Origin of the sequence: Yersinia sp. SCPM-O-B-9106 (C-191), assembly GCF_026183365.1 — a bacterium.
Lineage (GTDB): Bacteria > Pseudomonadota > Gammaproteobacteria > Enterobacterales > Enterobacteriaceae > Yersinia > Yersinia rochesterensis.
Window position 1 is genome coordinate 2337829 of the sequence record NZ_CP110791.1, and the last position, 26005, is coordinate 2363833.

The following is a 26005-nucleotide window of genomic DNA, read 5'->3' on the forward strand; positions in this document are numbered from 1 at the left end:
CCTTCCTACTTGAAGTTGCACAAATGTTAATGGTCTGTAGATATTAAACCAACTCTAGCAGCGCCTGCAATGGGTGCCGCAAGCCATTGCCTTCAATGCGTTTAACCTGACTGCGACAAGAATAACCGGTGGCTAAACAACGTTTACCCGGCAGTTTTTGTAAAGCCTGCTGCCAGGATAATGCATAAATACCTAATGAATTATCGATATTTTTTGCTTCATGACCATAGGTTCCCGCCATGCCGCAACAACCGACACTGACGTTTTCCAGCTTGGCACCATAACGGGAGAATATCGAGGCCCAATGCTGACTGCTGGCTGGTAGCGCCGTGGTTTCAGTGCAATGGCCGAACAGATACCAAGGTTCGCCGCTGATTGGCTGCTCGGGTTGCTCCGTCAACGCCACCTGTAGCCACTCATGAACTAACTGCACACTAAACTCACCACGGGAATCACCCAAAATCTCTTTATATTCATCGCGATAACAAAGCACCAAGGCCGGGTCAACCCCCACCATTGGCATACCCAATAGCGCAATGCGATTAAGAAAATCAGCTGTTTTCCGGGCTGTTTTGGCAAAACGTTGCAGGAATCCTTTGATATGCTGCGCTTTACCATTCGGCGAGAATGGCAATAACACCGGATTGAAACCGAGTTTCTCCACCAGCCGAACAAAATCAGCAACAACCTGCGCATCGTAATAACTGGTAAACGGGTCTTGCACGATCAAAACATGTTGGCTGCGCTCAGCTGCGGACAACTTCTCAAGCTGTTCCAGCGTCATGGTGCTGGCGTAATGCCCGGACAATGACTGCTTTAAGCTTGGGCTGGACAATAGCGGTAAATCCACCATGCCGATGCTTTTGCGGCTTAATGCACCCACCCAAGGTTGCTTGAGGAAGAAGTTAAACACTTTCGGCGCTTTCGCCATCAGCGGGGCATAATCTTCCACACCCGCGACGACATAATCACGCAATGGCCGGTGATAGCGGGTGTGATACAACTGTAGGAAGCGGGAGCGGAAGCCCGGTACATCAATCTTTATCGGGCATTGTGTCGAGCAAGCTTTACACGCCAGACAGCCCGACATCGCCTCTTTAACCTCATGAGAGAAATCATAGTCACCCTTGCTGGCATGCCAGGTATTGCGCGTTTTTTCAATCAACCCGCGCAAGCTGGGCCGCTGGGTTGCCAGCCCTTGCTCCAGAGCTACTGGGTCAACCCCTTGCTCGGATAACAGCCGTAGCCATTCCCGCACCAGCGTTGCCCGCCCTTTCGGCGAATGAATCCGGTCACCGGTTATTTTCATTGACGGACACATGGGGCTGCGGACATCAAAGTTAAAGCAAAGCCCATTACCATTGCACTCCATCGCGCCACGGAATGAGGTTCTGACCGCCAGTGGGATGCGCCGGTCCAGAGTGCCGCGTTTGTCGGGGGTGTCCACTTTCATCATCGGCGCGTCACTGGCCAATGGAGAACAAATTTTCCCCGGATTCAGGCGGTTATCGGGGTCAAATACTGATTTTATCTGCCGCAATTCATGATAAAGCACCTCACCAAAGAACTCTGGGCTGTACTCTGCGCGGAAGCCCTTACCATGCTCCCCCCACAACAAGCCACCATAGCGCGCTGTCAGTTGCACCACTTGATCTGAAATCTGCTTCATCAGCATTTCTTGTCGCGGATCGCACATATCCAGTGCCGGACGAACATGCAATACGCCAGCATCCACATGGCCAAACATGCCGTAAGTCAGGTTGTGGCTATCCAACAACTGACGGAATTCAACAATATAATCGGCTAAATGTTGTGGTGGTACACAGGTGTCTTCGGCGAATGGGATTGGTTTGGCTTGCCCTTTACTGTTGCCGAGCAGCCCCACCGCTTTTTTGCGCATGCCATAAATACGTTCAATCCCGGCTAATTCACTGCAAATCTGGTAGCCAATCACCCCGCCTTCATGGGCCGCCATCAAATCATCCAAACGCTGGCAAAGTGACTCCATTTGCTTGTCAATCAGCGGCTTATCATCACCAGCGAACTCAACAATATTCAGCCCCAGCATCTCTTTATCAGGGACATCAGTAATCAATTCTTTAACCGAGTGCCAGACAATATCCTCTTTCGCCAGATTGAGGACTTTGGAGTCCACGGTTTCCACTGACAGCGCTTTGGCTTCCACCATAACCGGGGCATTGCGCAGCGCGGAATCAAAAGAGTCATATTTCACATTCACCAAACGGCGAACTTTTGGCAAAGGTGTAATGTCCAGCGTTGCTTCGGCAATAAAGGCCAGAGTGCCTTCAGAGCCGGTTAGAATCCGCGTTAAATCAAACGTTTGTAGGTCATCACTAAACACATGACGTAAATCATAGCCGGTCAGGAAGCGGTTTAATTTAGGGAATTTTTCCAGAATCAGCGCACGTTGGTCACGGCAGCGATTCAACACTGTATGGTAAATACGGCCAGTGACGGAATCTTCCTGCGCAATCGTTTCTGCCAGCGACGTCGGCATCGCGCGGGTGTCCAGCATCTCACCACCCAGTAAAATGGCGCGCAAACCCAGCACATGGTCAGACGTTTTGCCATAAACCAATGAACCCTGACCAGAGGCGTCGGTGTTAATCATTCCGCCCAAAGTGGCGCGATTGCTGGTAGATAATTCTGGTGAGAAGAAATAGCCGAACGGCCGCAGATATTGATTAAGCTGGTCTTTAATCACGCCCGCTTCAACCCGCACCCAACCTTGCTCGACATTTATCTCCAGAATGCGGTTCATATGGCGCGACATATCCACCACAATACCGGTGTTCAATGCCTGGCCATTGGTGCCCGTTCCGCCACCGCGTGGGGCGAAGACCAACGATTTGAAATTATCCTGCCCCGCCAGGCGGGCAATCAGTGCCACATCCGCAGTCGAGCGCGGGAATATAACGGCATCAGGCAGTAATTGATAAATACTGTTGTCCGTCGCCATGGTCAGGCGATCGGCATAATGAGTGGCAGTATCGCCGGTGAATCCGTGTTGCTTCAAAGCATCCAAAAAATCCAGCACCAACGGAATAACACCCGGTGCTTGAGAAATCTGTGGGATCATTAGTGCGACCCTATCTATATGTGTCATTGTTTTAAGGATTATTCCACTGGAAGATTATCTGTTCGCAATCACCTTTGTCGAACGATTTATATCAATTCAGAATGATGCGAAAGTGATGACTATCAGCCAAGGTCAAATACCGTCATAAACTATTCAGTATCAAAATTTTATATTGCGCAAATAATAGCCATAGCGCAGTAAAAGCGCGTTACTTTGACACTTTTTCTGCCATCAGATTTATATTACGCCAAGCACTTCGCCACTTTTTTGATAAAAATACAGTAGTAAAACTCAAGTGGTCTGTTAAAAACGGGGGAAATACACCATGATTACAGCTGAGACTGAATGAAATTGGTGCAGAACCCTCATTAGTGCAAAATCTAATGGGTACCCAAAAACGGTATGATGGCCATCTTGCCATGAATTGTGAAGTGAGAACCCACTGATGAGTTACCCGCAGCTACGTCGTTTCGATTTACCCAGACTGATGTTTGGGGTGATATTCATTATGATAATGATTATCGCCAGTTTTTGGGTGGTACAGCCCTTTATTATGGGCTTTGCCTGGGCTGGCATGGTGGTTATTGCCACCTGGCCGCTGCTGATCCGGCTGCAAAATCTACTTTGGGGCAAACGCTGGTTGGCTGCGATTATTATGACCATCCTGTTGATTTTACTGTTTGTTATCCCGATTGCATTACTGGTCAGTAGCCTGGTGGAAAACAGTGGCCCGCTTATCCAGTGGGCATCTAGCCCATCCAATTTAAAAATGCCCGATGTCACCTGGTTAAAATCAGTCCCTATGGTGGGTAACAAGCTGTATAGCGGCTGGCATACATTGATTGCCGGTGGCGGGAATGTCCTTATCGCCAAAGTTCAGCCTTATGTCGGTGCCGCCGCAACCTGGTTGGTCGCACAAGCCGCTCATATCGGCTACTTCTTGATTCATCTGGCGCTGATGGTGCTGTTCAGTATTTTGCTCTATTTCCACGGGGAACAAGTGGGCTTAGGCATTCGCCATTTTGCAGTGCGGGCGGCAGATAAACGCGGTGATGCCGTAGTCGTGCTGGCGGCGAAAGCCATTCGCGCTGTCGCGTTAGGTGTTGTGGTCACTGCACTGGTGCAAGCCGTGTTGGGCGGGATTGGTCTCGCCATTGCCGGGATTCAATACGCGACGCTGTTCACCGTCTTAATGTTTATTTGTTGCGTCGCGCAACTTGGGCCACTGCTCATCATGATCCCCGCCGTCATTTGGCTATACTGGACGGGTGATTCGACCTGGGGCACCATCTTACTGGTGTGGAGCTGTATTGTCGGGACCATGGATAACGTCTTACGGCCTTATCTGATCCGCATGGAAGCTGATATGCCGATGATATTAATTCTGTCTGGCGTTATTGGCGGCTTGCTGTCATTCGGCATGATTGGGTTGTTTATCGGCCCGGTAGTATTAGCTATTTCTTACCGATTGACGTCGGCTTGGGTCAGTGAAGCACCAGAACCCGAAGAGAGCATTAACGAAGTCGCCAAACATTTAGAAGAGCTTTGAGCGTTGAAATTTATACTCTAAATAATGCGCGTTGCAGAAAAGCGGCTAACGCATATGCAATTTGAAGTATGACGGATATCATGGGGTTTGGCAGTTATGCTGCCTAACCCCTATTGCCCAGCAATTTACGCTATTATTAATAAACAATGAGGCCTTTAATATCCATATTTATATTCCTCACAACGAATTCTATTTTTGATTAAAAAAAGATGGTCAAATAAATTCATTAAATAATGTTGTTATTAATAACAAGACGAAATTACTTTTATAATAAATATATGTTTAATTAATTTTATTCAGATATTTCTTAATGACTAACTCTCGGAATTTATTTAATATTCTCAATGCTTCCCCTGAGATATTTAAATAAATCATTTCATAATGACATATTTAAATATCTGTAATCGAATACACGTATTGCTGTGTGTAGTCTTTGCCTGTCACCTAAGACAGGCTTTTTTTTTGCTATTTATTTCTAACGTAAAACTACAAATAACATTCAAATCCGCAGCCATCGCTGCGGATAATGAAAATACTCTTTACGGGTATTGATCAATGCGCCGGTTTATCAATGATGAGTGGCTTGGGCCAGACTTAACCAAGTTTGCACCACGGTATCTGGGTTAAGGGACAAGCTGTCGATTCCTTGCTCCATCAACCATAACGCAAAGTCTTCATGGTCTGACGGCCCCTGCCCGCAAATTCCGACATATTTACCCTGCCGCTTAGCCGCCTGAATCGCCATGGATAACAGGGCTTTTACCGCCTCATTCCGCTCATCAAACAATTCAGACACCACACCCGAGTCCCTATCCAGCCCCAGAGTTAACTGAGTCATATCATTGGAACCGATGGAGAAACCATCGAAATATTCAAGGAACTGATCAGCTAATAAAGCATTAGATGGGATTTCACACATCATAATGATTTTCAAGCCATTTTCCCCGCGTTTAAGCCCTTGTCGGGCGAGTTCTTCCACCACCGCTTTGGCCTGTTCTACAGTGCGGACGAAAGGCACCATTATCTCAACGTTGGTCAATTTCATCTTATTGCGCACGCGCTTAACCGCCTCACATTCGAGTGCGAAGCAGTCGCGGAAACTGTCTGCGACATAACGCCCTGCTCCCCGGAAGCCCAGCATCGGGTTTTCCTCATGGGGTTCATATTTTTCGCCCCCGACCAAATTGGCATACTCGTTAGATTTAAAATCTGACAAGCGCACAATCACCCGCTTGGGTGAAAATGCCGCCCCCAGAGTGGCAATCCCTTGGGTCAGACGATCGACATAAAACTCAACTGGGCTGTCATAACCGTTCATCAGCGCCTTAATTTCAGCCTGAATTTCCGCTGACTGTAGATCAAACTCCAGCAGCGCTTTCGGATGGACGCCAATCATGCGGTTAATGATAAATTCTAACCGCGCCAGCCCGACCCCCTCATTTGGCAAGCGGGCAAAATCGAAAGCCCGGTCTGGGTTACCCACATTCATCATGATTTTCAATGGCAAATCAGGTAATTCAGTGACTTGTGAACTTTGAATAGAGAAGTCGAGCAACTCATGATAAACATAGCCGGTATCCCCCTCTGCGCAGGAAACCGTCACATTCTGCCCTTCTTTCAACAGATCCGTGGCATTACCGCACCCCACCACCGCAGGGATCCCCAGCTCACGGGCAATAATGGCCGCATGGCAGGTTCGCCCACCACGGTTAGTGACAATGGCTGATGCCTTTTTCATGATAGGTTCCCAATCAGGGTCAGTCATATCTGTCACCAAAACATCACCGGCCTGAATTCTGTCCATCTCGCTGATATCATGAATGACCTTAACCGGCCCCGCGCCAATGCGATGCCCGATAGCGCGGCCCTCCACCAGTACATTACTTTGCGTATTTAACTGGTAGCGCTCCATGACCTGCTGATTGGAACGCACCGTTTCCGGACGCGCTTGCACGATAAACAGCTGGCCGGTATGGCCATCTTTTGCCCACTCGATATCCATCGGGCGACCATAATGCTCTTCAATCAGTAATGCCTGATGGGCCAGTGCTTCCACTTCATCATCACTGAGAGCGAAGCGATTGCGTTGCGCTTCTGGCACATCTTCAATTTGAACTTGTTTGCCATGGTTTTGGTTTTCGGTATAAACCATGCGAATCTTTTTCGACCCCATATTACGGCGCAAAATCGCGGGATTGCCGTCACGTAATGTGGGTTTATGGACATAAAACTCATCAGGGTTGACCGCGCCCTGCACCACCATTTCCCCCAAACCATGGGCGGCGGTGATAAAGACCACTTGATCAAAACCTGATTCAGTATCAATGGTAAACATCACGCCAGAGGAGGCGAGATCTGAGCGCACCATCCGCTGCACCCCCGCCGACAGTGCCACGCCGCGATGGTCATAGCCCTGATGCACGCGATAAGAAATGGCCCGGTCATTGAACAGTGAGGCAAAGACATGCTTGATAGCAATCATCACCGCATCAATTCCCTGCACATTCAGGAAAGTCTCCTGCTGCCCGGCAAAAGAGGCATCCGGCATATCTTCTGCGGTGGCTGACGAACGTACAGCAAAGGACGCATTCGGGTCATCCGCTAACTGCTTATATGCATCGTGAATAGATTGTTCGAATTCAGGATGGAACGGCGTATCAATCACCCATTGACGGATCTGCGCGCCGGCTTTGGCTAACGCCGCAATATCATCAACATTGGTTTTATCCAACAATTGATAAATACGGTTGTTAACGCCGCTTTGCTCCAGAAAGTCGTTAAAAGCCTGAGCTGTGGTAGCAAAACCATTGGGCACCGAGACACCCAGTTCTGAAAGATGGGTTATCATTTCACCTAGAGAGGCATTTTTGCCGCCCACTCTTTCAACATCATGCATGCCAAGCTGGTTGTACCAAAGCACATTACACGGGGTTAGGCCATTGTTGGACATCGAAACAATCCTTTTACAGGTCATTAATTATGGGACGATCAGTAGGGTACGTTTCAGACTAGCACAATCATCCATACCCCATGGACAGGTGAATCGATCAACCCAACAAGAAAAACTATTTTCAGGCTATTCTGACAGCGAACACTTTACCGCTAGGTCGAATAAGGCACACTGATAGCGTTAAACAACGGCAAAGATCGACCAGGAAACTATTCAGGAGTCAGTGTGGAAAGAAGTGTATTTTATATTTCGGATGGTACGGCAATCACGGCAGAAGTCCTCGGCCATGCTGTTTTGTCTCAGTTTCCGGTCAAAGCGACCACCTTTACGCTGCCATTTGTTGAAAGTGCTACGCGGGCTCAAGAGGTGTGCGAGAAGATTAATGCAATATACCGCGAGACCGGCGTCCGCCCCTTGGTTTTCTATTCAATAATCAGTGCTGAGGTTCGGGAGCTCATTCAGCATAGTGAAGGGTTCTGCCAAGATATTGTGCAAGCGCTGGTGGCCCCACTTCAGGGCGAACTGGGGGTATCACCGCAACCCGTCCTCAACCGCACCCATGGTTTAACTGCCAGTAACCTGGACAAATATGATGCGCGCATTGCCGCTATTGACTATGCACTGGCTCATGATGATGGCATTTCTCTGCGTAATCTCGACCAGGCTCAGGTGATTTTATTGGGTGTTTCCCGCTGCGGCAAAACCCCCACCAGTCTGTATTTGGCCATGCAATTTGGTATTCGTGCCGCTAATTACCCTTTTATCGCCGATGATATGGACAATTTACAGCTTCCGGCGGCGCTGAAACCTTTCCAGCAGAAGTTGTTTGGCTTAACCATTAATCCTGAACGCCTGGCAGCCATTCGTGAAGAACGGCGTGAAAACAGCCGTTACGCATCGCTGCGCCAATGCCGGATTGAAGTTGGAGAGGTCGAGGCCCTGTTTCGTAAAAATCAGATTCGCTATCTGAATTCCACCAACTATTCCGTCGAAGAGATCTCAACCAAAATTCTGGATATTTTGGGGATGAGCCGCCGAATGTTCTAATTACCCCCTTAGCACCTGTGGGTATAGCATTCCCGCAAAAAATAGTTTACATCCTATTTAATCAAAATTTGTATAAATCATGATGCTGGCGGTTGAATTCATCTGTTTTTGGTTTATTGTGATCGCCATCACTTCCCGGTATTTCTGCCGCAGAGAAGAATAGATTTAGAGAGTTTTCATGCACAAAACTGATGAACTGCGGACCTCGCGCATCGATAGCTTGGTGACGCCACAACAATTGGCGGAAAAATTACCGATTTCCGAGACGGTTGCTGATAATGTGACGGCGTCACGTAAGCGGATTGAAAAAATACTCACCGGTGAAGACCCACGTTTATTGGTGATTGTCGGGCCTTGCTCGATTCACGATCTGGATGCTGCAATCGATTATGCAACGCGGCTGAATGTATTACGGACTCGCTATCAAGACCGCCTTGAAATCGTCATGCGCACCTATTTCGAAAAACCACGGACAGTGGTCGGCTGGAAAGGGTTGATTTCAGACCCCGCACTGGATGGCTCATGTCAGGTGAATTTGGGCATTGAAATGGCGCGGCGCTTACTGTTGGCCGTCAATGAGTTAGGTTTGCCGACCGCCACCGAATTCCTGGATATGGTGACCGGTCAATATATTGCCGACTTGATTAGTTGGGGCGCAATTGGGGCCAGGACGACGGAAAGCCAGATCCATCGCGAAATGGCATCAGCCCTCTCCTGCCCGGTAGGCTTCAAAAATGGCACTGACGGTAACACCCGCATCGCCATTGATGCTATCCGTGCAGCACAAGCGAGCCACATGTTTTTATCGCCAGACAAAACCGGGCAAATGACTATCTACCAAACCCGTGGCAACCCCTATGGGCACATCATCATGCGTGGTGGCAAAACGCCCAATTATGGTGCATCTGACCTCGCGGCGGCTTGTGATAGTTTGCGTGAATTTGATTTACCCGAACATTTAGTGGTGGATTTCAGCCACGGCAATTGCCAGAAAATGCATCGCCGCCAGTTAGAAGTTGCAGCAGATATCGGCCAGCAGATCCGTGCCGGTTCTACCGCTATCGTCGGCGTTATGGCGGAAAGCTTCTTGGTTGAAGGTACACAGAAAATTGTGGCTGGCCAACCGCTGACTTACGGGCAATCCATCACTGACCCTTGTCTGAATTGGGCCGATACTGAACAGTTGCTCAGTTTACTGGCGGATGCCGTGAGTAGCCGTTTTAATGAGCAATGAATAGCAAGGTTAATTAGCATTAATTCCCGTTATAACAGTGGTGGAATCGCTTTCTCTTCACCGGCATTCCATCACTGTACTAAATATACAAAGCCCCTCCATTGGTATACTCCCCTTTTTTCCCGACCCTAATCAGTCAAAGTGCTAATAACTAATGAAAAAAAATGCATCGGAATAACGACTAATAAACATTAGGATTGAAACAAACCACAAATGGAGATGATAATTATTATCAACTTGATAATAATATGAACTCTGAAGAATTGCCTTATGCACAAAGCCACTTATCACACTCAAAATGCCACTGACCAGACACCCCTCTCAGTGCCATTTGCATGTATTAACAGCCAACAACTGCTTGGGCTACATGATGTTGTCGCCATCAATCACCAAGGCCAGCTTTATTATTTGCGCCAAACTAAAACCGGGAAACTCATATTGACTAAGTAATTCTGAGTCACTTTTTGGTGATAAGTCTTATCACAATTTACCACGCCAGCCACCGAATAGTTAATACTTAGGCAGCCAGCAATCCATTGATTATATTTAATAATATAAGGAAAGCTGTTTATGCCTCATGTCTTTCGTTTATCTTCATGCAGTCTGATTATTACCCTGGCGTTGTCGTCAGCGGCAAACGCCAGCCCCTCGTCAAAGCATCATAATGACACTCTGAAAGTGACCGGTACGCGCACTATAGCCGACAATTTTAAACATCCCGGTGTCGTGACGGTCATTGATGCTTCGCTGCCGCAGCAGCAAACTGCCACCACCGCCACCGACATGCTAAAAAATGTGCCGGGGGTGAGTATCACCGGGGTTGGCCGCACCAACGGGCAAAACGTGAATATCAGGGGCTATGACCAATACGGCGTGCTGGTGTTAATCGATGGCATTCGTCAGGGAATCAAAGGGACACATTTTAATGGCACATTTCTTGACCCGGCGTTAATCAAGAAAGTCAGTGTGATTCGTAGCCCATCAACCTCGCTATTTGGTAGCGGTGCCATGGGGGGAGTTATTGCTTACCAGACGGTTGATGCTGCGGATTTACTTGCAGAGAGTGAAAAGTTGGGCATGCGAATTAGCCATAATAGCGCCAGTGCCTCCCACAGCCAGGGCCTCACGATGTCTGCTTTTGGCCGAACCGAACATTTCGACGGTATTATTGCCCTGAGTAAACGTATGACAGGAAATATTCGCCAAAGCAATGGTGATGAGGCGCCCAACGATGAAGCCATTGATAGCCTGATGCTCAAGGGCACTATTTCTCTTTCTGATAACCAATCATTAAGCACCGCTCTGCGCTATTACAACAACCGCGCGCTGGAACCCCGCATGGCCAACCAGAGCGGGGCAAACTTGAAGCATAATATCAGCCCGATGATGGCGCGCTCGACTATCCAACGCGACGCCGAGCTAACCTACCGCTTACAGCCGCAGCACCTTAATTGGCTGGATGCCACCACGCAAGTTTACACTTCCGAGATTAATGTCAACGATGACGTACGCGGTGAGGGTTACGGCAGCCGCAAGCAGCTAACCCGTGGCGTAAAACTGGAGAATCGCAGCTCGCTATTCACTCACAGCCCGGCTGCTCATCTGCTGACTTATGGCGTGGAAACCTACCACCAGCAGCAAATCCCTAACGGCGTTACCCGCAGTTTCCCCCCGGCTGAAATCAAATTTTCTTCCGGTTGGCTACAAAATGAAGTGACCTTACGCGACCTGCCGGTGACCTTGCTGGTGGGCACCCGTTTCGACCGCTATAAAAACAGCCGCGAGGGTTTTGCTGATCGAGAAGCTAAAAACCAGTCCACACGCGGAGCGGTGACCGTCAATCCGACCGATTGGTTAATGCTGTTTGGGGCTTACAGTCAGGCGTTTCGCACCCCAACATTGGCTGAACTTTATAACAATTCAATACATTTTCCTATGGGGATATTTGTTAATCGCTGGCAGCCCAATCCAAATCTAAGACCAGAGAGTAACGTGACTCAAGAAACCGGTTTGGGTTTACATTTTGACAATCTGCTGGCCGATAACGATACCGTCAAATTGAAAGCCAGCTATTTCCATATTGACGCCAAAGACCGCATTACCAGTGAAGTCCATACCAACCCCTTTATTAAGAATTACTCCGGTTATATCAATATTCCGCGCAGCAAAAGCTGGGGTTGGGATGCCTCGCTGGATTATCAAAACATCTGGTTTGACTGGAATCTGACCTATAACCGCACCCGTGGCATCAACCTCGATACTCGCCAATTTATTCACAGCATCAATCCTGACACCGTTACTAGCCGCCTGAATATCCCGATGGCAAACAGCGGTTTTAGCACCGGCTGGATAGTCACCATGGCAGAAAACACCCAATTTATGAAAAATAATGACGCCCAAACTTCGTCACGTAAACCCTATAAACCGCAAGCGGGTTACGCCGTGCATGACTTTTATCTGAGCTACCGTGGGCAAGGGGCATTCAACGGGATCACCACGACGGCGGTACTGGGCAATGCCTTTAATAAAGAATATTACTCGCCGCAAGAAACGCCTCAGGATGGGCGCAATGCTAAGTTATTAATCAGCTATCAATGGTGATATTTCATCCCGCCGACCATGATGCGCGGTCAATAAACAACCATAATTAACTGGCTCTATGGAACCCTGTCGCAGCGTCACAAGCTGCGGCACTAAATTATCAAGGAACAAATCAATGGAAATAACACTGTCTCAACGCTATCTCAACACCAAGCAAACTCACGCCGAACTGTCCTCGCGTGATTTAGCCCAAAAACTGAATGTTAGCGAAGCCGAACTGGCCTATGTCCGGGTGGGCGAGGATGCAGAACGATTGGATATCAGCGCCAGCCTGTTGCTTACCGAGTTAAAAAAAGTTGGCGTCACCCGCTCAATCACCCGTAACCCACACGCGACACATGAAATGATCGGCGAGTATCAAAACTTGCGGCTCCATGGCCATCTGGGTTTGCTCCTTAATCCGCGCGCACTGGATTTAAGACTGTTTTTTCGCCACTGGAGCACTATTTTCAGCCTGCGCGAAACCACCGCGTCCGGTGAGCAACTGAGTATCCAATGTTTTGATTTTCAAGGTAATGCCATTCATCAGATCTATTGTACCGAGGAAACAAACCAAGACGCCTGGCACGCGTTGGTCGCTCAGTATCGTACGGCGAATAATTCTCCGCTGACAATAGAGCCTGCTGATGAAGCCCCCACCGTATCTCACATCGACAACGCCATTATTGATGCTGAATGGCGCAAACTGACTGATATCCATCAATTTTTTATGCTGCTGAAGCGCCATAACATTACCCGCCAACAGGCTTTTAACGCGGTTAAAGATGACTTAGCTTGTCGGGTTAACAATCAAGCATTAATACAAATACTTAACGCCGCTCACACTGACCAAAATGAAATAATGATGTTCGTCGGCAACAGTGGATGCATGCAAATATTCACCGGGGTTATTGAACAACTTGAGATTTCGCAACAGGAAAACCCCGCTGACGGCTGGTGGGTAACCGTGAGTGACCCTCAGTTTAATTTGCAGATAAATCAGTTAGCTATCGCCGAAAGCTGGGTGACGCGCAAGCCGACTAAAGAGGGATTTGTCTCAAGTCTGGAATTGCTTGATAAGCAGGGTAAGCATATTTTGCAAATCTTTGGTCAACGCAGCGAAGGTCAACCCGAGCAAAATAAATGGCATGATCAATTAGCTGGATTGATCGCAATAGGTACTCTGGATGAATAAATGGACAGCGGCATTTAAATTGGTCGTTTCATTTAGATTTTTCATTTCACTTATTTATGTTATTTCAATAAATTGCCTTGCAACACAACGTATCGTAACCATTGGCGGCGATGTTTCTGAAATCACCTACGCATTAGGTGCCGGTGAGCACATTGTCGCCCGTGACAGCACCAGTCTGAATCCTGCGCCACTAAAAGCGCTGCCCAACGTGGGTTATATGCGCCTGCTGAATGTGGAGGGCATTCTTGCTTTAAAACCCACATTGGTGTTGAGCACCGCACGCGCCGAGTCTTCAAGGGCATTAAGACAAGTGAAGGATCACGGGATCCAGCTTATCTTTGTTCCGGCAGATAAATCGCCGGAGAGAGTAATAGATAAGATACGGATGATTGCCGCCACTGTGAATCAAGAAGAAAAAGGCCAACAACTGATTCAGCATTACCAACAGCAGCTAGCCACGGTGGTTTCAACCCCGCTGCCAGTGAAAGCATTATTTGTCATGATTCATGCAGGAATTCCGCCCTTAGCGGCAGGAGTAGATACTGCCGCAGAGAGTATGTTCCGGGCGGCAGGGCTGAAAAATGCCATTGAGGAATTTAGCGGATATCGCCCTTTGTCACAGGAGGGGATCATCGCCAGTGCGCCTGATTTGCTGATTGTCACCACCCATGGCGTGGCGGCGCTCAAGGGCGTAGAGAATGTCTGGCGCTTGCCGGGGCTGGCCCTCACACCGGCAGGTAAACAAAAACGCCTGCTGGTGCTTGATGACATGGCTCTACTGGGGTTCGGCTTACAAACTCCGGATATTCTCAACCAACTTCGCGCGGCGGCTGAAACTAACTGAGGGGAAAAACTCGGGTGGCGGGAAAGTCCTCCTGCCACCTATTCTGACTAACTGGAGCAGGAAATGTCCAAATGCTTGCCCCACTCTGGTGGCAATGCCGCTAAGTCGTTGAATTCAGGTTGGTCAGCAAAAGGCTGCTGCAACGCCTGATGTAAACGCTGCAAGAGCTGAATATCATCTTTTTCAGCGTGTTCAATAGCCAACTGCGCCAAATAGTTACGCAATATATAGTGAGGATTCGCTGCTTTCATGATTTGCTGGCGCTGTGCATCATCAATCGGCTCTTGTTGCAAACGCGCGCGATAACGGCTGTACCAACTATCAAAAGCGGCCCTGTCGATAAAATCATCCCGCAATGGCGATTGTGCGGAATGTATTTCCACGTCACTCAGCAAACGGAAAGTCCGGGTATAATCCCGCCCTTCTTTAATCATCAAACTCAATAACCCCGTCAATAAGTCATTATCCTGACTATCGCGCTCGGAAAAGCCTAATTTGGTGCGCATTTGCTGACCGTAAGCCACCATTAATTCTGGCTCATAGGCCTCCAGCCCCCGCTGCAACTGCTCCGCGGTCAGTAGACCAGACAGCGCCTGCCCCAGCCGATGCAGGTTCCATAATGCCACTGCAGGCTGATTATCAAAAGCATAGCGCCCTTGATGATCAGAATGATTACATATATAGCCGGGGACATAATCATCAAGAAAACCGAATGGGCCATAATCCATGGTGATACCCAGTATCGACATATTGTCGGTATTCATCACACCATGGGCAAAACCCACCGTCTGCCAGTGGGCCATTAGCCGTGCAGTGCGCTTAACCACATCAGTAAACCACAGCAAATAGCATTCTTCTTGCCCTACGAACTGCGGCCAGTGTCGCGCGATAACATAATCGGCAAGCTGTTTAACTTGAGCGGGCTGCTGGCGGTAGTAGAAATGCTCGAAATGACCGAAACGCACATGGCTTTCAGCCACTCGTAATAGCATCGCCCCCCGCTCTGCTTGCTCGCGATAAACCGGGTGGTCACTGGTCACGATGGTCAACGCGCGGCTGGTAGGGATCCCTAAGTGGTGCAAAGCTTCAGAGGCCAAAAACTCGCGCACCACGGAGCGCAATACTGCCCGCCCATCCCCCATGCGGGAATAAGGCGTTAGACCGGCGCCTTTCAAATGCCAGTCCATCTGTCTGCCATCACTAAGCTGTTGTTCTCCTAGTAAAATACCGCGCCCATCCCCCAATTGCCCCGCCCACATACCAAATTGGTGGCCGCTATACACTTGTGCCAATGGCTCCATACCGGGTAATAGCGTTTCGCCCGCCCATACCGCCGCTTTCGGGTCGCTAAACCAACTAGCATCAAGCTCCAGTTCGCGCGCAAGCGGCTCACTGTGATAAAGCAGCCGCGCCCCTTTTAAAGGTGTGGGTTGCAAATGAGTATAAAAACCGCTCAATTTCTGCCCATAGCTACTATTAAACTGAGGTGTTTTATCATCCATTCTGTATACCCTAAATAATTCGAGTTGCAGGAAGGCGGCAACCGAGTGACAAATTGGTTGAAAACCATGTTGAACAGCGCTTGCGCTGGCCCGCAGGGTGAGCCTCATTAGAGGCGCATAATTCCCGATGAGTTGACGTCAGTCAATGATTCGGATGACAAATCTGCTGGGAGCAGATTTGAACACTGCTTGCAGCGGCCTCGCAGAGGCGAGGCCCATGGACGGGCCGAGTAATGAGAGCAGCCAACACACATGCAGCTTGAAGTATGACGGGTATACCCATCAGCGCATAACCTCCGCCAACCACTGGCGAACTTGTAACAGTTCAGCTTGTGAGTCAGGAAAATCATCACTTAATTGCAAGCAAATTGCATTAATGGCGTCGGGGCGATAAGTTGTGCCCTGTAATCGTTCGGCGAGGGCTTCCAACGGCGCTGGATTCAAACTGTCAGTAAATATTTGGCAGCGGTCAATTGCACCGTGCAATACATCAAAATGCAGTTCAATTCCGCCCCAGACAAAACGGGTATCGACCAGATGGCTAAATGCCGGGGCCTGACCAAAGTTCCACTCCCAGCTACTCTGTTTGGCAAATTGTTCGGCGAAACCGGGCAGATCGGGCAATGCTTGTGGGGAGATGATTTCTGCTGAGACTTTTTCATCGTAATAATTGAAAAAAGCTTGTTGGATGGCGACACAAACCTTTTCGTGATCAATTCCTGGCAGTAACTCCACCAGATTCGTCACCCGTGACCGCACCGAGGTAATGCCTTTGGCCTGCAATTTTTTCGGGTCAGGATTGAGATAATCAGCCAGACGATTGAGATCAGCGTTGAGCAATAAAGTCCCATGATGAAAACCACGATCTTTAGTTTCTTTATAAGCAGAACCGGAGACTTTGCGCTCACCATCATGCTTGACCACCACCAAATCATTGCGGCCCGATGCCGTAGCCTGAATACCCATAGAGGCCAATGCATTCAGAATAATTTGAGTTGATATCGTTTTATCGTATTCCGGTTTACCGGCCATAAAAGTAAAACAGGTATTACCCAAATCATGAAATACCGCCCCGCCACCGCTGCTACGCCGGGCCAGCTTCACCCCATCTTGTTCCATACGCCGGGTATTACACTCTTTCCATGGGTTCTGCGCGCGGCCTATGACCACGGTATTGGCATTACGCCATAAAAACAGAACCCGCTGATCCGGCGACATTTGGCGGAAAATACACTCTTCTACCGCCAGATTGAACCAGGGATCATAGGAATCAGAAATGAGTAACCGAAGGGATGACATAAACGCGGCTCCGAACCAGAATAAGCAGCCACTAAGATAACATAATCGGCCTAGATATCTTTAGGTTCGGGTGAATGAGTGTGAGCGCAGCTAACACCCCTGCAGCTTCAAGGGGGAACGAATACCCCAATACCATTGGAGTTGCAGGTAGGCAGCCAGCAAACTCATCCCGATGAGCTTACATCAAGTAAGTGATTCGGGTGCGTGAGCGCAGCTAACACCCCTGCAGCTTCAAGGGGGAACGAATACCCCAATACCATTGGAGTTGCAGGTAGGCAGCCAGCAAACTCATCCCGATGGGCTTACATCAAGTAAGTGATTCGGGTGTGTGAGCGCAGCTAACACCCCTGCGGCTTCAAGGGTGAAGGGGATGTTTCACATACGGCGCGCTTGCCAATACACCCGTTTCCAGTAAACATTCTCTAGCGATGAACGAATGACACCTTTGCTCGTTGAGGCATGAATGAATTCATCATTAGTATCGTAAATGCCAACGTGTAATCCATTTTGCCCGCTGCCGGTTTTAAAGAACACTAAATCACCTGGCATCAGTTCATCACGGGGGACTTTCGTGCCTAACGTGGTTTGCGCAATAGTCGTGCGAGGCAATTGCATGTCAAAACGATCACGGAATGTGCGGTAAACAAAACCAGAACAATCAACGCCGCGTTGGTCTAACCCACCATTACGATAAGGCGTACCCTCCCACTGGCGCAGTTGTTCATTCAGTTTGGCAACCACCACAATAGAATCAGACAAGTGACCACTTGGTGTCGGGGCATGGCTGCTACAGCCAGCAAGGATAATACTGATCAGAAAGATCCAGAAACGTATCCGCATCAATAATTCACCAAGGTAAAGCTTAGCTTAGCCAATTCACTATACAATCAGCTAGTTGCTAATGAAGGATATCAGTAAGGTAATTTAACTATCGATTTTGGAAAAAACAAGTTATACCCGTCATACTTCAAATTGCATGTGCGTTGGCTGCTTTCCTGCAACTCGAATTATTTAGGGTATATACCCACCATCTTTCAAGTTGCGGGCATGCTGGTGACTCTCATTACTCAGCCTACTTCTGAATCTCATGTCTATAAAACCACTATGATTTGATATTTATCAGTTAAATATCAATTGGATAGAAATCTCAGTCTCTTTTTATTGGTTTTGTATTAATCAACCATATGCCCAGTAAAATAAAGCCCGCACCCAATGTCTTCAGTAAAGTTGCAGACTCACTAAACCATGGGAGTGATACAGCGCCTAAATAAACCAATGCATAACTGAGGCTTAATAGTGGATACGCACGATTGAGCGGTAAATATCTTAGTGCAAAGAACCAACACAACATTGATAAAGCATATCCCGCCAGCCCGCAAATAACGGCGAGTAATTGTGTCAGGTGATTGAATAAGAATTGCCCATTAATATCGGCTAACGACATTAATGGCGTATTCATCATGCCCCATTTCAATATTAATTGTGCAGCCGTCACCAGCAGCACACTTCCGATTCCCCAGCCATACCCTTTCATAACTGCCAACTAATTAAAAGAATACCAAACATAATGGAAGCGACCCCCAACCAATGGCGAGAAGTCGCTTTCTCGCCATAAAACAGTTGAGCGGCCAAGGTGACTAACACGAAATTAAAACTGAGAATTGGATACGCCACACTCAGAGGTAAATGTTGCAGTAAACGTAACCACAGCAACATCCCCAAACCGAGTAACAACACGGCACTAACCAGCCAGCGCAATATCGGGGCCAGCCGCTTTTCTTGCGGCAAGGCCCAACATTGCGCTGCTTGTTTCTGACACAACTGCCCCGCACAGGTCAATAAACTGACCATTATCAATAACAGGTAGTTGGTCATGGTGTTTTCTTGTACCACAAAAGGACTAAGCGATTCATCAGGTTAACTTTATCCGCTGCAGGTAAAGTATCCGGTATTTTCTCATCGCGGGATAATTGAACCACCAGTGAAACATCACCTAGCTTACGAGCCTCAGCTAGCCAATCGTTGAAATTTCGGCCATTGATATAGTGACTTTCACTGTCAGCATAATTCAGCCCATAAGCCAATTCGCCCTTTTCGCTAAACATCAAAATATCGCTGCGTTTTAGCTCCCAAGCAAGCCCAGCCGCGACACCCACACTGTCAGTGGCCACATAACGGCTACTATTGAGTTCGTCAAAATTATTCCGAATGAAGTTCTGCGGCTGTTTGGAATCAATGACCTGTTGTGGGATCAGATAACCTACCAGCACTATAAACAGCAATGGGCAAGCCGCAGCCCAGCGCCAATGGCGCGCATTATTACGCAGAGTAACAAAACCGACTATCCCCCATCCGGCAAAGGCAATTGTCGCCAGTACGACTTTTTGATGTTCATGAGGTTCATATGCCACCAGATGAGCCACCAGCCCCATACCAATAATCAAGATAGCCACTGCACAAATAAGCCCAAAGCCGAGGTTTATCGCAGCATTAATCTTTAATGCCCGCATGCGCATCTTCTCAGCACAATCAGTAGCATAAGCGGCCATCAATAAAGATAATGGTGCCATACAGGGCAAAATATAAGTCGGAAGTTTCCCTTTAGCCACACTGAAAAATAGCAACGGCATTAATACCCAACTGAGTAAAAAGAATAGCTCCGGCCGTGCAACCCGTTCGCGCCACCCTTTCAATAAGGCTCCAGGTAATAACCCCAACCAAGGCAAAACCCCCAGACACAGAATAGGTAAATAATACCAAATGGGGGCTTTATGCTGAGCGTCTTTCTCTGCAAAGCGCTGAATATGTTCGACCCAGAAAAAATAGCGCCAAAAATCAGGCTCGCGTTGAGCAATAGCTAATGCCCACGGCAAGCTCAATATTACCGCACCCACGATGGCTATCGGACCAAAAACAATCAGCTCTTTTACTCTTTTTTGCTGTATGACAATCGGCAATACCGAGATGACCGGCACTGCCAATGCCAGAAACCCCTTAGTCATGAAGCCCATACCGCAAGCCAAACCAAGGAGGAGGTAAGCTCCTGCTTTTTGTTTTGCGGTTTCTGCTCGCAGCGTGAGATAAAAACAAACCATCGATGCAGTGAGCCATAATGAAATCATCGGATCCAGTACGGCATAAGAACCAATACTAAATACCAACAGCATGGAAAGGTAAATTAATGCCGCTAAAAACGATGTGGAGCGGTTACGCCATAATAACGTTGCCAACCAATAAACCAGGACGGCACTCAGCGCAGTACTAAATATTGAACCGAATCGTACGGCAAAATTTGTATCACCAAAGATCCACTGGCTAATATTATTGAACCAATATCCCGCGATAGGCTTTTCAAAATAACGAATTCCCAGTAAATGCGGTACCACCCAGTCGCCACGCTGTAACATTTCGCGGCTTATTTCAGCATAACGTGTTTCATCAGGCTGCCATAATAAACGGCTATTAATCGGCAATAGATAAACCAAAGCAAAAAACAATGCCAGCAGCGCAGCGCCACTTCCTTTTAACAGCCTCATTGCACATCCTTTATATCTGACTGACACCCTAGCCACCCCTCTCGCCCTGGAAAAGCAGCTCGTACAACTTTCCCTACGGGGAGTGAATCCAGATTTTCGGGTAATAGTGAACTCAGAGCACAAAATTGAATACCGCGCTCCTGCGCCGTCATCAATAATTGTTCGAACATCAATGCCTGTGACATCCCTTCGACTTCAGCATGAATGGTGTAAACCGGCACACCGCTATCATGTGAAATGGCATTCATAATGAAATCATTAAAGTCTTCAGCCCGAACCTCACTGCCCACGACTTCATCGTAAGTGGGTAAAGTGACGGGAATTTGTACAGTACCCAAGCGGCCATCAGGCAACAATGGGCGGAAAGGATGAGTACCACGGCAATCACTGTTGTAGCTGAATGAGAACAACTGTTTTACTGCCAAAACACGTTCATCGGCACGCCAACCCGCCGCCGCAGAACAGGTGACCGGTTGCTGAATGCTTTCTTGTAATGCATCAACGCCCCATTGCACCTGCGCAGTTAATTGCTGTTCTGACCAAGAGGCGACTTTAGCTTGCCAACCTTGATGGTCCCAAGCATGTAAGCCAACTTCGTGCCCCGCCTGTAAAGTCTCTTTCATCAACGGGCCGAAATCTTTAGCGATTTGCTTACCCGGCCAGGCCGTTCCGGCCAGCAAGATATCCCAGCCATAAAGCGAGGCAGCATTAGAACGCAGCATTTTCCACAGGAAACGGGGGCGGAAAAGGCGCCATAAATGGCGCCCCATATTATCCGGCCCAACACTGAAAAAAAAGCTGGCACTAATATCATATTTTTCCAGTACAGCAAGTAATGATGGCACACCTTCCTTCGTCCCACGGTAGGTATCTACATCAATCCTCAGGCCAACTTGCTTCATACCTGATGTTCATCCTTCGAGGTTTTGTTTTGCTCAATGGCATTTTTCTCATTAACACTCTGCTCAATAACACTCTGCTCAATAACAACACCACGCAGGAAGAAGTCCAAAGTTTCCGTGACGGTTTGTTGCAAAGTAATTTCTGGTTGCCATTGTAATATACGCCGCGCATTACGAATACTTGGCGTGCGATGTTCTACATCCTGATAGCCTTTCCCATAATATGCGCTGCTTTCGATATCTTTAAAGCCCGCAAACGGCGGGAATTTATCGCGTAATTCGTGTTGTTCGAAACTGCTTAATAACATTTCCGCCAATTCACGAATACTGGCTTCATTGGTTGGGTTCCCGATATTGATTATCTGTCCATCACAGGCACCATCACGATTCTCAATAATACGGAATAATGCTTCAATACCATCATGAATATCTGTAAAGCAACGCTTTTGCTCCCCACCATCGACAAGTTTAATTGGCGAGCCTTCGACCAGATTTAAAATAAGCTGCGTAATGGCGCGGGAACTGCCAATGCGGGCGGCATCAAGATTATCCAAACGCGGCCCCATCCAGTTGAATGGCCGGAACAGGGTAAATTTCAAATTTTCTTTCGCGCCGTAAGCCCAGATAACACGGTCTAACAGTTGTTTGGAAACCGAGTAAATCCAACGCTGTTTATTAATCGGCCCAACAATCAGTCGTGAACTGTCTTCATCGAATTCTTTATCATCACACATGCCATACACTTCGGAGGTGGATGGGAAGACAATACGTTTATTGTATTTAACACAATCACGAACGATTTTTAGGTTTTCTTCAAAATCTAATTCGAAAACACGCAACGGATTACGGGTATATTCAATAGGAGTCGCAATCGCTACCAAAGGCAAAATAACGTCACATTTTTTAATGTGATATTCAATCCATTCGGAATGAATACTAATGTCACCCTCAACAAAATGGAAATTCGGGTTGTCCAGGAAACGACTGATGGCATCAGAACCAATATCTAAGCCATAAACTTCGTAGCGGTCATCACGCAACAAACGCTCAGTCAGATGGTTACCAATGAAGCCATTGACGCCCAATATCAATACGCGGGTACGTCTTTTCAGGATTTTACTTGGCTTGTTACCGAGACGGACGTCAGTGACAATCCCCATTTCTTGGGCCAAACGGTGCCCCTGAACATATAACCCGTCCTCCCCCTGACCCGTCATAATTTCCAGCGCGCCTTCACCACAAGCGACAACTAATGGAGAGGTTGACAGCACGGTACCAGCTTGCTTGCCATGAACAATATTGAGTGGACGTGCGCGCCAGACGATCAATTTGCGTTGCCCAAGATAACTGAACGCACCGGGGTAAGGTTCGGTCACTGCGCGCACCAGATTATTGATTTCTGATGCTGATTTTTGCCAATAAATTTCGCCATCATCTGCCGTACGGCGGCCAAAATAGCTGGCTCCAGCTTCTTTTTGGGGTACCAGAGGCAATGACGCACTTTTCATTTTAGGCAATAAGTCACGCAGCAATTCTTGGGCGGCATCACGTATTTTTGCATGTAGCGTTAAGGCAGTATCTGTCTCACTAATGATGACTTTATGCTGACCGACAATCGGGCCTGCATCGGCTTTCTTCACCATCTGGTGTAAAGTCACACCGGTTTCTGTCTCACCATTGACCAACACCCAGTTAATCGGCGCTCGCCCACGGTATTTCGGTAATAAAGAGCCATGTAAATTAAAACCACCACGTGGTGCCGATGACAAAATGTCATCACTGAGCATATTGCGGTAGTAGAAAGAGAAAATGATATCAGGCTGTAATTGCTTAATACGTTCAACCCACAGCGGATGGTTAACATCTTCTGGTGCAAATACCGGTAGCTCTAGATCTGCGGCCACTTTGGCGACAGAAGAGAAAAAGCGATTCTCGCCAGGAGAGTCAGTATGGGTAAAGACCGCCTGAATATCGTAACCGGCTTCAACAAGGGCTTTCAGGCCGACACAGCCAATATCATGATAGGCAAAGACAATCGCTTTCATTTTTCTACTTCCTGATTATTTTCGGTCTGCTCAGCGCTGACCACTTTCTGTATGAAATAACGCGGGCGCGCACGCACATCGTTATAAATACGACCGATATATTCACCGAGTAATCCCATACCAACAAATTGGGCACCAATGAACATAAACAACACGGCAAACAGCGTAAATACGCCGCCGCCTGCCCATTCAGGGCCAAATACCAAACGTAAAACCACTAACAACACGGCGAGAGTGAAACCAGAAAGTGCAATAACACTGCCTACCAGACTTAATAAGCGTAATGGCGTTGTTGTCAGGCAAGTAATCAAGTCATACATCAGATTAATGAGTTTCATCAGGCTATATTTAGAATCGCCAAACTCACGTTCTGCATGATGCACAGTAATCTCAGTCGTGCGGCGGGCAAATGTGTTTGCCAGAATAGGAATGAAGGTACTGCGTTCGTGACAGTGTAACATTGCTTCAACGATATGACGGCGATAAGCACGTAACATGCAGCCATAATCACCCATGGATTTCCCCGTGGCGCGTTGAATCATCATATTAATCATGCGGGAAGCCGTCTTGCGAAACAAAGAATCCTGACGGTTCGCACGCACAGTGCCCACGACGTCATAACCCTCTTCAGCGACACTCACCAGCCGGGGGATCTCTTCCGGCGGATTTTGCAAATCAGCATCAAGTGTAATGACCAAGTCGCCGCTGACCTGATTGAACCCCGCCATAATGGCGGAATGTTGTCCATAATTACGATTGAGTAAAACGGCAATGATATGGCTCTCTGGCTCATTCGCCGCTGCCGTCAAAAGCTCGGCGGAATTGTCACTACTGCCATCATCAACCAGAATAATTTCATAGGGTTGCGTTAGTAACTTACAGGCAGCCAACGTCCTTTCTATTAATACTGGTAGACTCTCTTGCTCGTTATAAACAGGGATAACGATTGAGACTTTCTTGATTTCTTTACATTCAGACACGGTGCGGCCCTATAATTGTTGCCAATGCATCAACCACCCGATCAACATCGCTGTCTAGCATGTCGGGGAAAAGGGGCAATGTGCATAATCTGGCAGAATTCCACTCAGTATTTGGTAAGTTAAGGCGCGGATAACGCTCGCGATAATATTTCTGGGTATGCGCCGCACGAAAATGCAACCCTGTGCCTATCCCTGCATCTTTCAGACGCGCCATCAGTGAATCCCGGTCAATGCCACAACGTTCTTCATCAACTCGTACCATAAAAAGATGCCAGGCATGTTGATGGGCATAATGCGGAACAGCTAAAGGTTGCAAAGGAGAATTAGCTAATGCCGCATGATAACGAGCGACTAGCTCTTGCCGGCGGGCGTTGATTTCAGGTAAACGCCCAAGTTGAACCACTGCAATAGCGGCGTGAATATCCGATAAGTTGTATTTATATCCCGGCTCAACAACCTCAGCCTGCGGACTGCGGCCTTGGATTTGGCGGTCAAAGGCATCAACTCCTAAGCCATGAAACTTGAGTCGGCGCACTCTGGCTGCCAATTCATCATCGTCAGTGGCAATTAAACCACCCTCAGCACAAGTGATATTTTTGATAGCGTGGAAAGAAAAGATAGCGGTACCTTTCTCACCAACCCATTGATCTTTATAACGCGTACCAACAGCATGAGCCGCATCTTCAATTAATGGGATTCCGTATTGCTGGGCTATCAGACGCAAAGCATCAAGATCACAAGGTGCCCCTGCATAATGAACGGGAATAATGGCTTTGGTTTTCGGTGTGATCGCGGCTTCAATATCCGCAGCATTCACCATTAAGGTGTCGCGGTCGATATCAACCATTACCGGTTCAGCGCCCAGCAGCACAATCATATTAAGGGTTGAGACCCACGTCTGAGATGGCGTAATGACCTCATCACCAGGGCCAATCCCTAGCGCCATTAGCGTAATATGCATACCTGCCGTAGCAGAACAGACAGCAACTGCATGTTTGCAACCCAATGCGCTACAAAAATCAGTTTCCAACTGTTGGTTCTGAGGGCCTGTGGTTATCCAACCGGAGCCTAGCACTTTTACTACCGCATTAATTTCGTCCGAACCAATCGCCGGACGAGAAAAAGGCAAAAAATTCTGCATTGAGAAATCCCTAGGATACTTGGCACTTTGGGGAACTATATGCCCCTATAAGTTAACGGAAACTAAACACTACTCAGATAGATACATGCTTGGCTGAACAT

19 protein-coding genes and 1 other RNA gene are annotated in these 26005 nt (G+C 47.9%); 8 read left to right on the forward strand and 12 right to left on the reverse strand.

All coding sequences use genetic code 11. From position 1 onward, the window contains the following. Positions 1 to 43 precede the first annotated feature (43 nt). Positions 44 to 3100: an FAD-binding and (Fe-S)-binding domain-containing protein gene (locus OP863_RS10740; protein WP_265525244.1), complete on the reverse strand. Its 3057-nt coding sequence runs from the start codon at positions 3098 to 3100 to the stop codon at positions 44 to 46. A 445-nt stretch (positions 3101 to 3545) separates the two neighbouring features. Between OP863_RS10740 and ydiK the strand changes: the two genes are divergently transcribed. Together ydiK and rprA are read left to right on the forward strand one after the other, a co-directional pair. Next, positions 3546 to 4649 carry an AI-2E family transporter YdiK gene (gene ydiK, locus OP863_RS10745; protein ID WP_038632617.1) on the forward strand — a complete coding sequence of 368 codons (1104 nt, stop codon included), beginning with the start codon at positions 3546 to 3548 and terminating at the stop codon, positions 4647 to 4649. Between the two features lie 356 nt (positions 4650 to 5005). Then, positions 5006 to 5114: antisense sRNA RprA (gene rprA, locus OP863_RS10750), an RNA gene on the forward strand. 103 nt (positions 5115 to 5217) lie between these two features. On the opposite strand, the gene ppsA is transcribed toward rprA, so the two are convergent. Beyond that, the gene (ppsA, locus tag OP863_RS10755) at positions 5218 to 7599 is read right to left on the reverse strand and encodes a phosphoenolpyruvate synthase (RefSeq protein WP_038632616.1); all 2382 of its coding nucleotides are present in this window, start codon (positions 7597 to 7599) and stop codon (positions 5218 to 5220) included. Between the two features lie 225 nt (positions 7600 to 7824). Between ppsA and OP863_RS10760 the strand changes: the two genes are divergently transcribed. The 6 genes from OP863_RS10760 (at position 7825) to OP863_RS10785 (ending at position 14499) form a co-directional block, all read left to right on the forward strand. Beyond that, the gene (locus OP863_RS10760) at positions 7825 to 8646 is read left to right on the forward strand and encodes a pyruvate, water dikinase regulatory protein (RefSeq protein ID WP_038632614.1); all 822 of its coding nucleotides are present in this window, start codon (positions 7825 to 7827) and stop codon (positions 8644 to 8646) included. A gap of 178 nt (positions 8647 to 8824) precedes the next feature. Then, positions 8825 to 9880, forward strand: a complete 1056-nt coding sequence (locus tag OP863_RS10765) for a 3-deoxy-7-phosphoheptulonate synthase (RefSeq protein ID WP_265525245.1) — start codon at positions 8825 to 8827, stop codon at positions 9878 to 9880. Positions 9881 to 10150: 270 nt separating this feature from the next. Beyond that, on the forward strand, positions 10151 to 10330 hold the full coding sequence (gene hemP, locus OP863_RS10770) for a hemin uptake protein HemP (RefSeq protein ID WP_038632610.1): 180 nt from the start codon (positions 10151 to 10153) through the stop codon (positions 10328 to 10330). A 120-nt stretch (positions 10331 to 10450) separates the two neighbouring features. Next, positions 10451 to 12481, forward strand: a complete 2031-nt coding sequence (locus OP863_RS10775) for a TonB-dependent hemoglobin/transferrin/lactoferrin family receptor (RefSeq protein ID WP_265525246.1) — start codon at positions 10451 to 10453, stop codon at positions 12479 to 12481. A gap of 115 nt (positions 12482 to 12596) precedes the next feature. Further along, positions 12597 to 13655, forward strand: coding sequence for a hemin-degrading factor (locus tag OP863_RS10780; RefSeq protein ID WP_265525247.1), 1059 nt, complete (start codon positions 12597 to 12599; stop codon positions 13653 to 13655). Next, complete coding sequence (locus tag OP863_RS10785; RefSeq protein WP_265525248.1) at positions 13648 to 14499, forward strand: heme/hemin ABC transporter substrate-binding protein; 852 nt, start codon at positions 13648 to 13650, stop codon at positions 14497 to 14499. The genes OP863_RS10780 and OP863_RS10785 overlap by 8 nt, the downstream gene beginning before the upstream one ends. A gap of 47 nt (positions 14500 to 14546) precedes the next feature. On the opposite strand, the gene OP863_RS10790 is transcribed toward OP863_RS10785, so the two are convergent. The 10 genes from OP863_RS10790 to arnB all read right to left on the reverse strand — a co-directional run bounded on the left by OP863_RS10790 (position 14547) and on the right by arnB (position 25904). Beyond that, positions 14547 to 16001, reverse strand: a complete 1455-nt coding sequence (locus OP863_RS10790) for a protein adenylyltransferase SelO (protein ID WP_145591314.1) — start codon at positions 15999 to 16001, stop codon at positions 14547 to 14549. 282 nt (positions 16002 to 16283) lie between these two features. Beyond that, positions 16284 to 17300 carry a lipoate--protein ligase A gene (locus OP863_RS10795; protein ID WP_265525249.1) on the reverse strand — a complete coding sequence of 339 codons (1017 nt, stop codon included), beginning with the start codon at positions 17298 to 17300 and terminating at the stop codon, positions 16284 to 16286. 375 nt (positions 17301 to 17675) lie between these two features. Then, complete coding sequence (locus OP863_RS10800) at positions 17676 to 18140, reverse strand: NlpC/P60 family protein (RefSeq protein ID WP_038632599.1); 465 nt, start codon at positions 18138 to 18140, stop codon at positions 17676 to 17678. A gap of 307 nt (positions 18141 to 18447) precedes the next feature. After that, a complete protein-coding gene (arnF, locus tag OP863_RS10805; protein ID WP_038632597.1) occupies positions 18448 to 18834 on the reverse strand; it encodes a 4-amino-4-deoxy-L-arabinose-phosphoundecaprenol flippase subunit ArnF in 387 nt (128 codons plus the stop codon). Next, positions 18831 to 19175 (reverse strand): 4-amino-4-deoxy-L-arabinose-phosphoundecaprenol flippase subunit ArnE, encoded by a 345-nt coding sequence (gene arnE, locus OP863_RS10810; protein ID WP_265525250.1) that lies wholly within the window; start codon positions 19173 to 19175, stop codon positions 18831 to 18833. The genes arnF and arnE overlap by 4 nt, the downstream gene beginning before the upstream one ends. Then, a complete protein-coding gene (arnT, locus tag OP863_RS10815) occupies positions 19172 to 20836 on the reverse strand; it encodes a lipid IV(A) 4-amino-4-deoxy-L-arabinosyltransferase (protein ID WP_145591312.1) in 1665 nt (554 codons plus the stop codon). The genes arnE and arnT overlap by 4 nt, the downstream gene beginning before the upstream one ends. Continuing rightward, the gene (gene arnD / locus OP863_RS10820; RefSeq protein WP_038632591.1) at positions 20833 to 21738 is read right to left on the reverse strand and encodes a 4-deoxy-4-formamido-L-arabinose-phosphoundecaprenol deformylase; all 906 of its coding nucleotides are present in this window, start codon (positions 21736 to 21738) and stop codon (positions 20833 to 20835) included. Before arnD ends, arnT begins: the two co-directional genes overlap by 4 nt. Then, a complete protein-coding gene (gene arnA / locus OP863_RS10825; protein ID WP_265525251.1) occupies positions 21735 to 23783 on the reverse strand; it encodes a bifunctional UDP-4-amino-4-deoxy-L-arabinose formyltransferase/UDP-glucuronic acid oxidase ArnA in 2049 nt (682 codons plus the stop codon). The genes arnD and arnA overlap by 4 nt, the downstream gene beginning before the upstream one ends. Then, positions 23780 to 24763: an undecaprenyl-phosphate 4-deoxy-4-formamido-L-arabinose transferase gene (gene arnC, locus OP863_RS10830; protein WP_145591310.1), complete on the reverse strand. Its 984-nt coding sequence runs from the start codon at positions 24761 to 24763 to the stop codon at positions 23780 to 23782. Before arnC ends, arnA begins: the two co-directional genes overlap by 4 nt. Continuing rightward, entirely contained in the window at positions 24756 to 25904 is a 1149-nt protein-coding gene (arnB, locus tag OP863_RS10835) for a UDP-4-amino-4-deoxy-L-arabinose aminotransferase (RefSeq protein ID WP_265525252.1), read from the reverse strand. The genes arnC and arnB overlap by 8 nt, the downstream gene beginning before the upstream one ends. Positions 25905 to 26005: the final 101 nt, after the last annotated feature.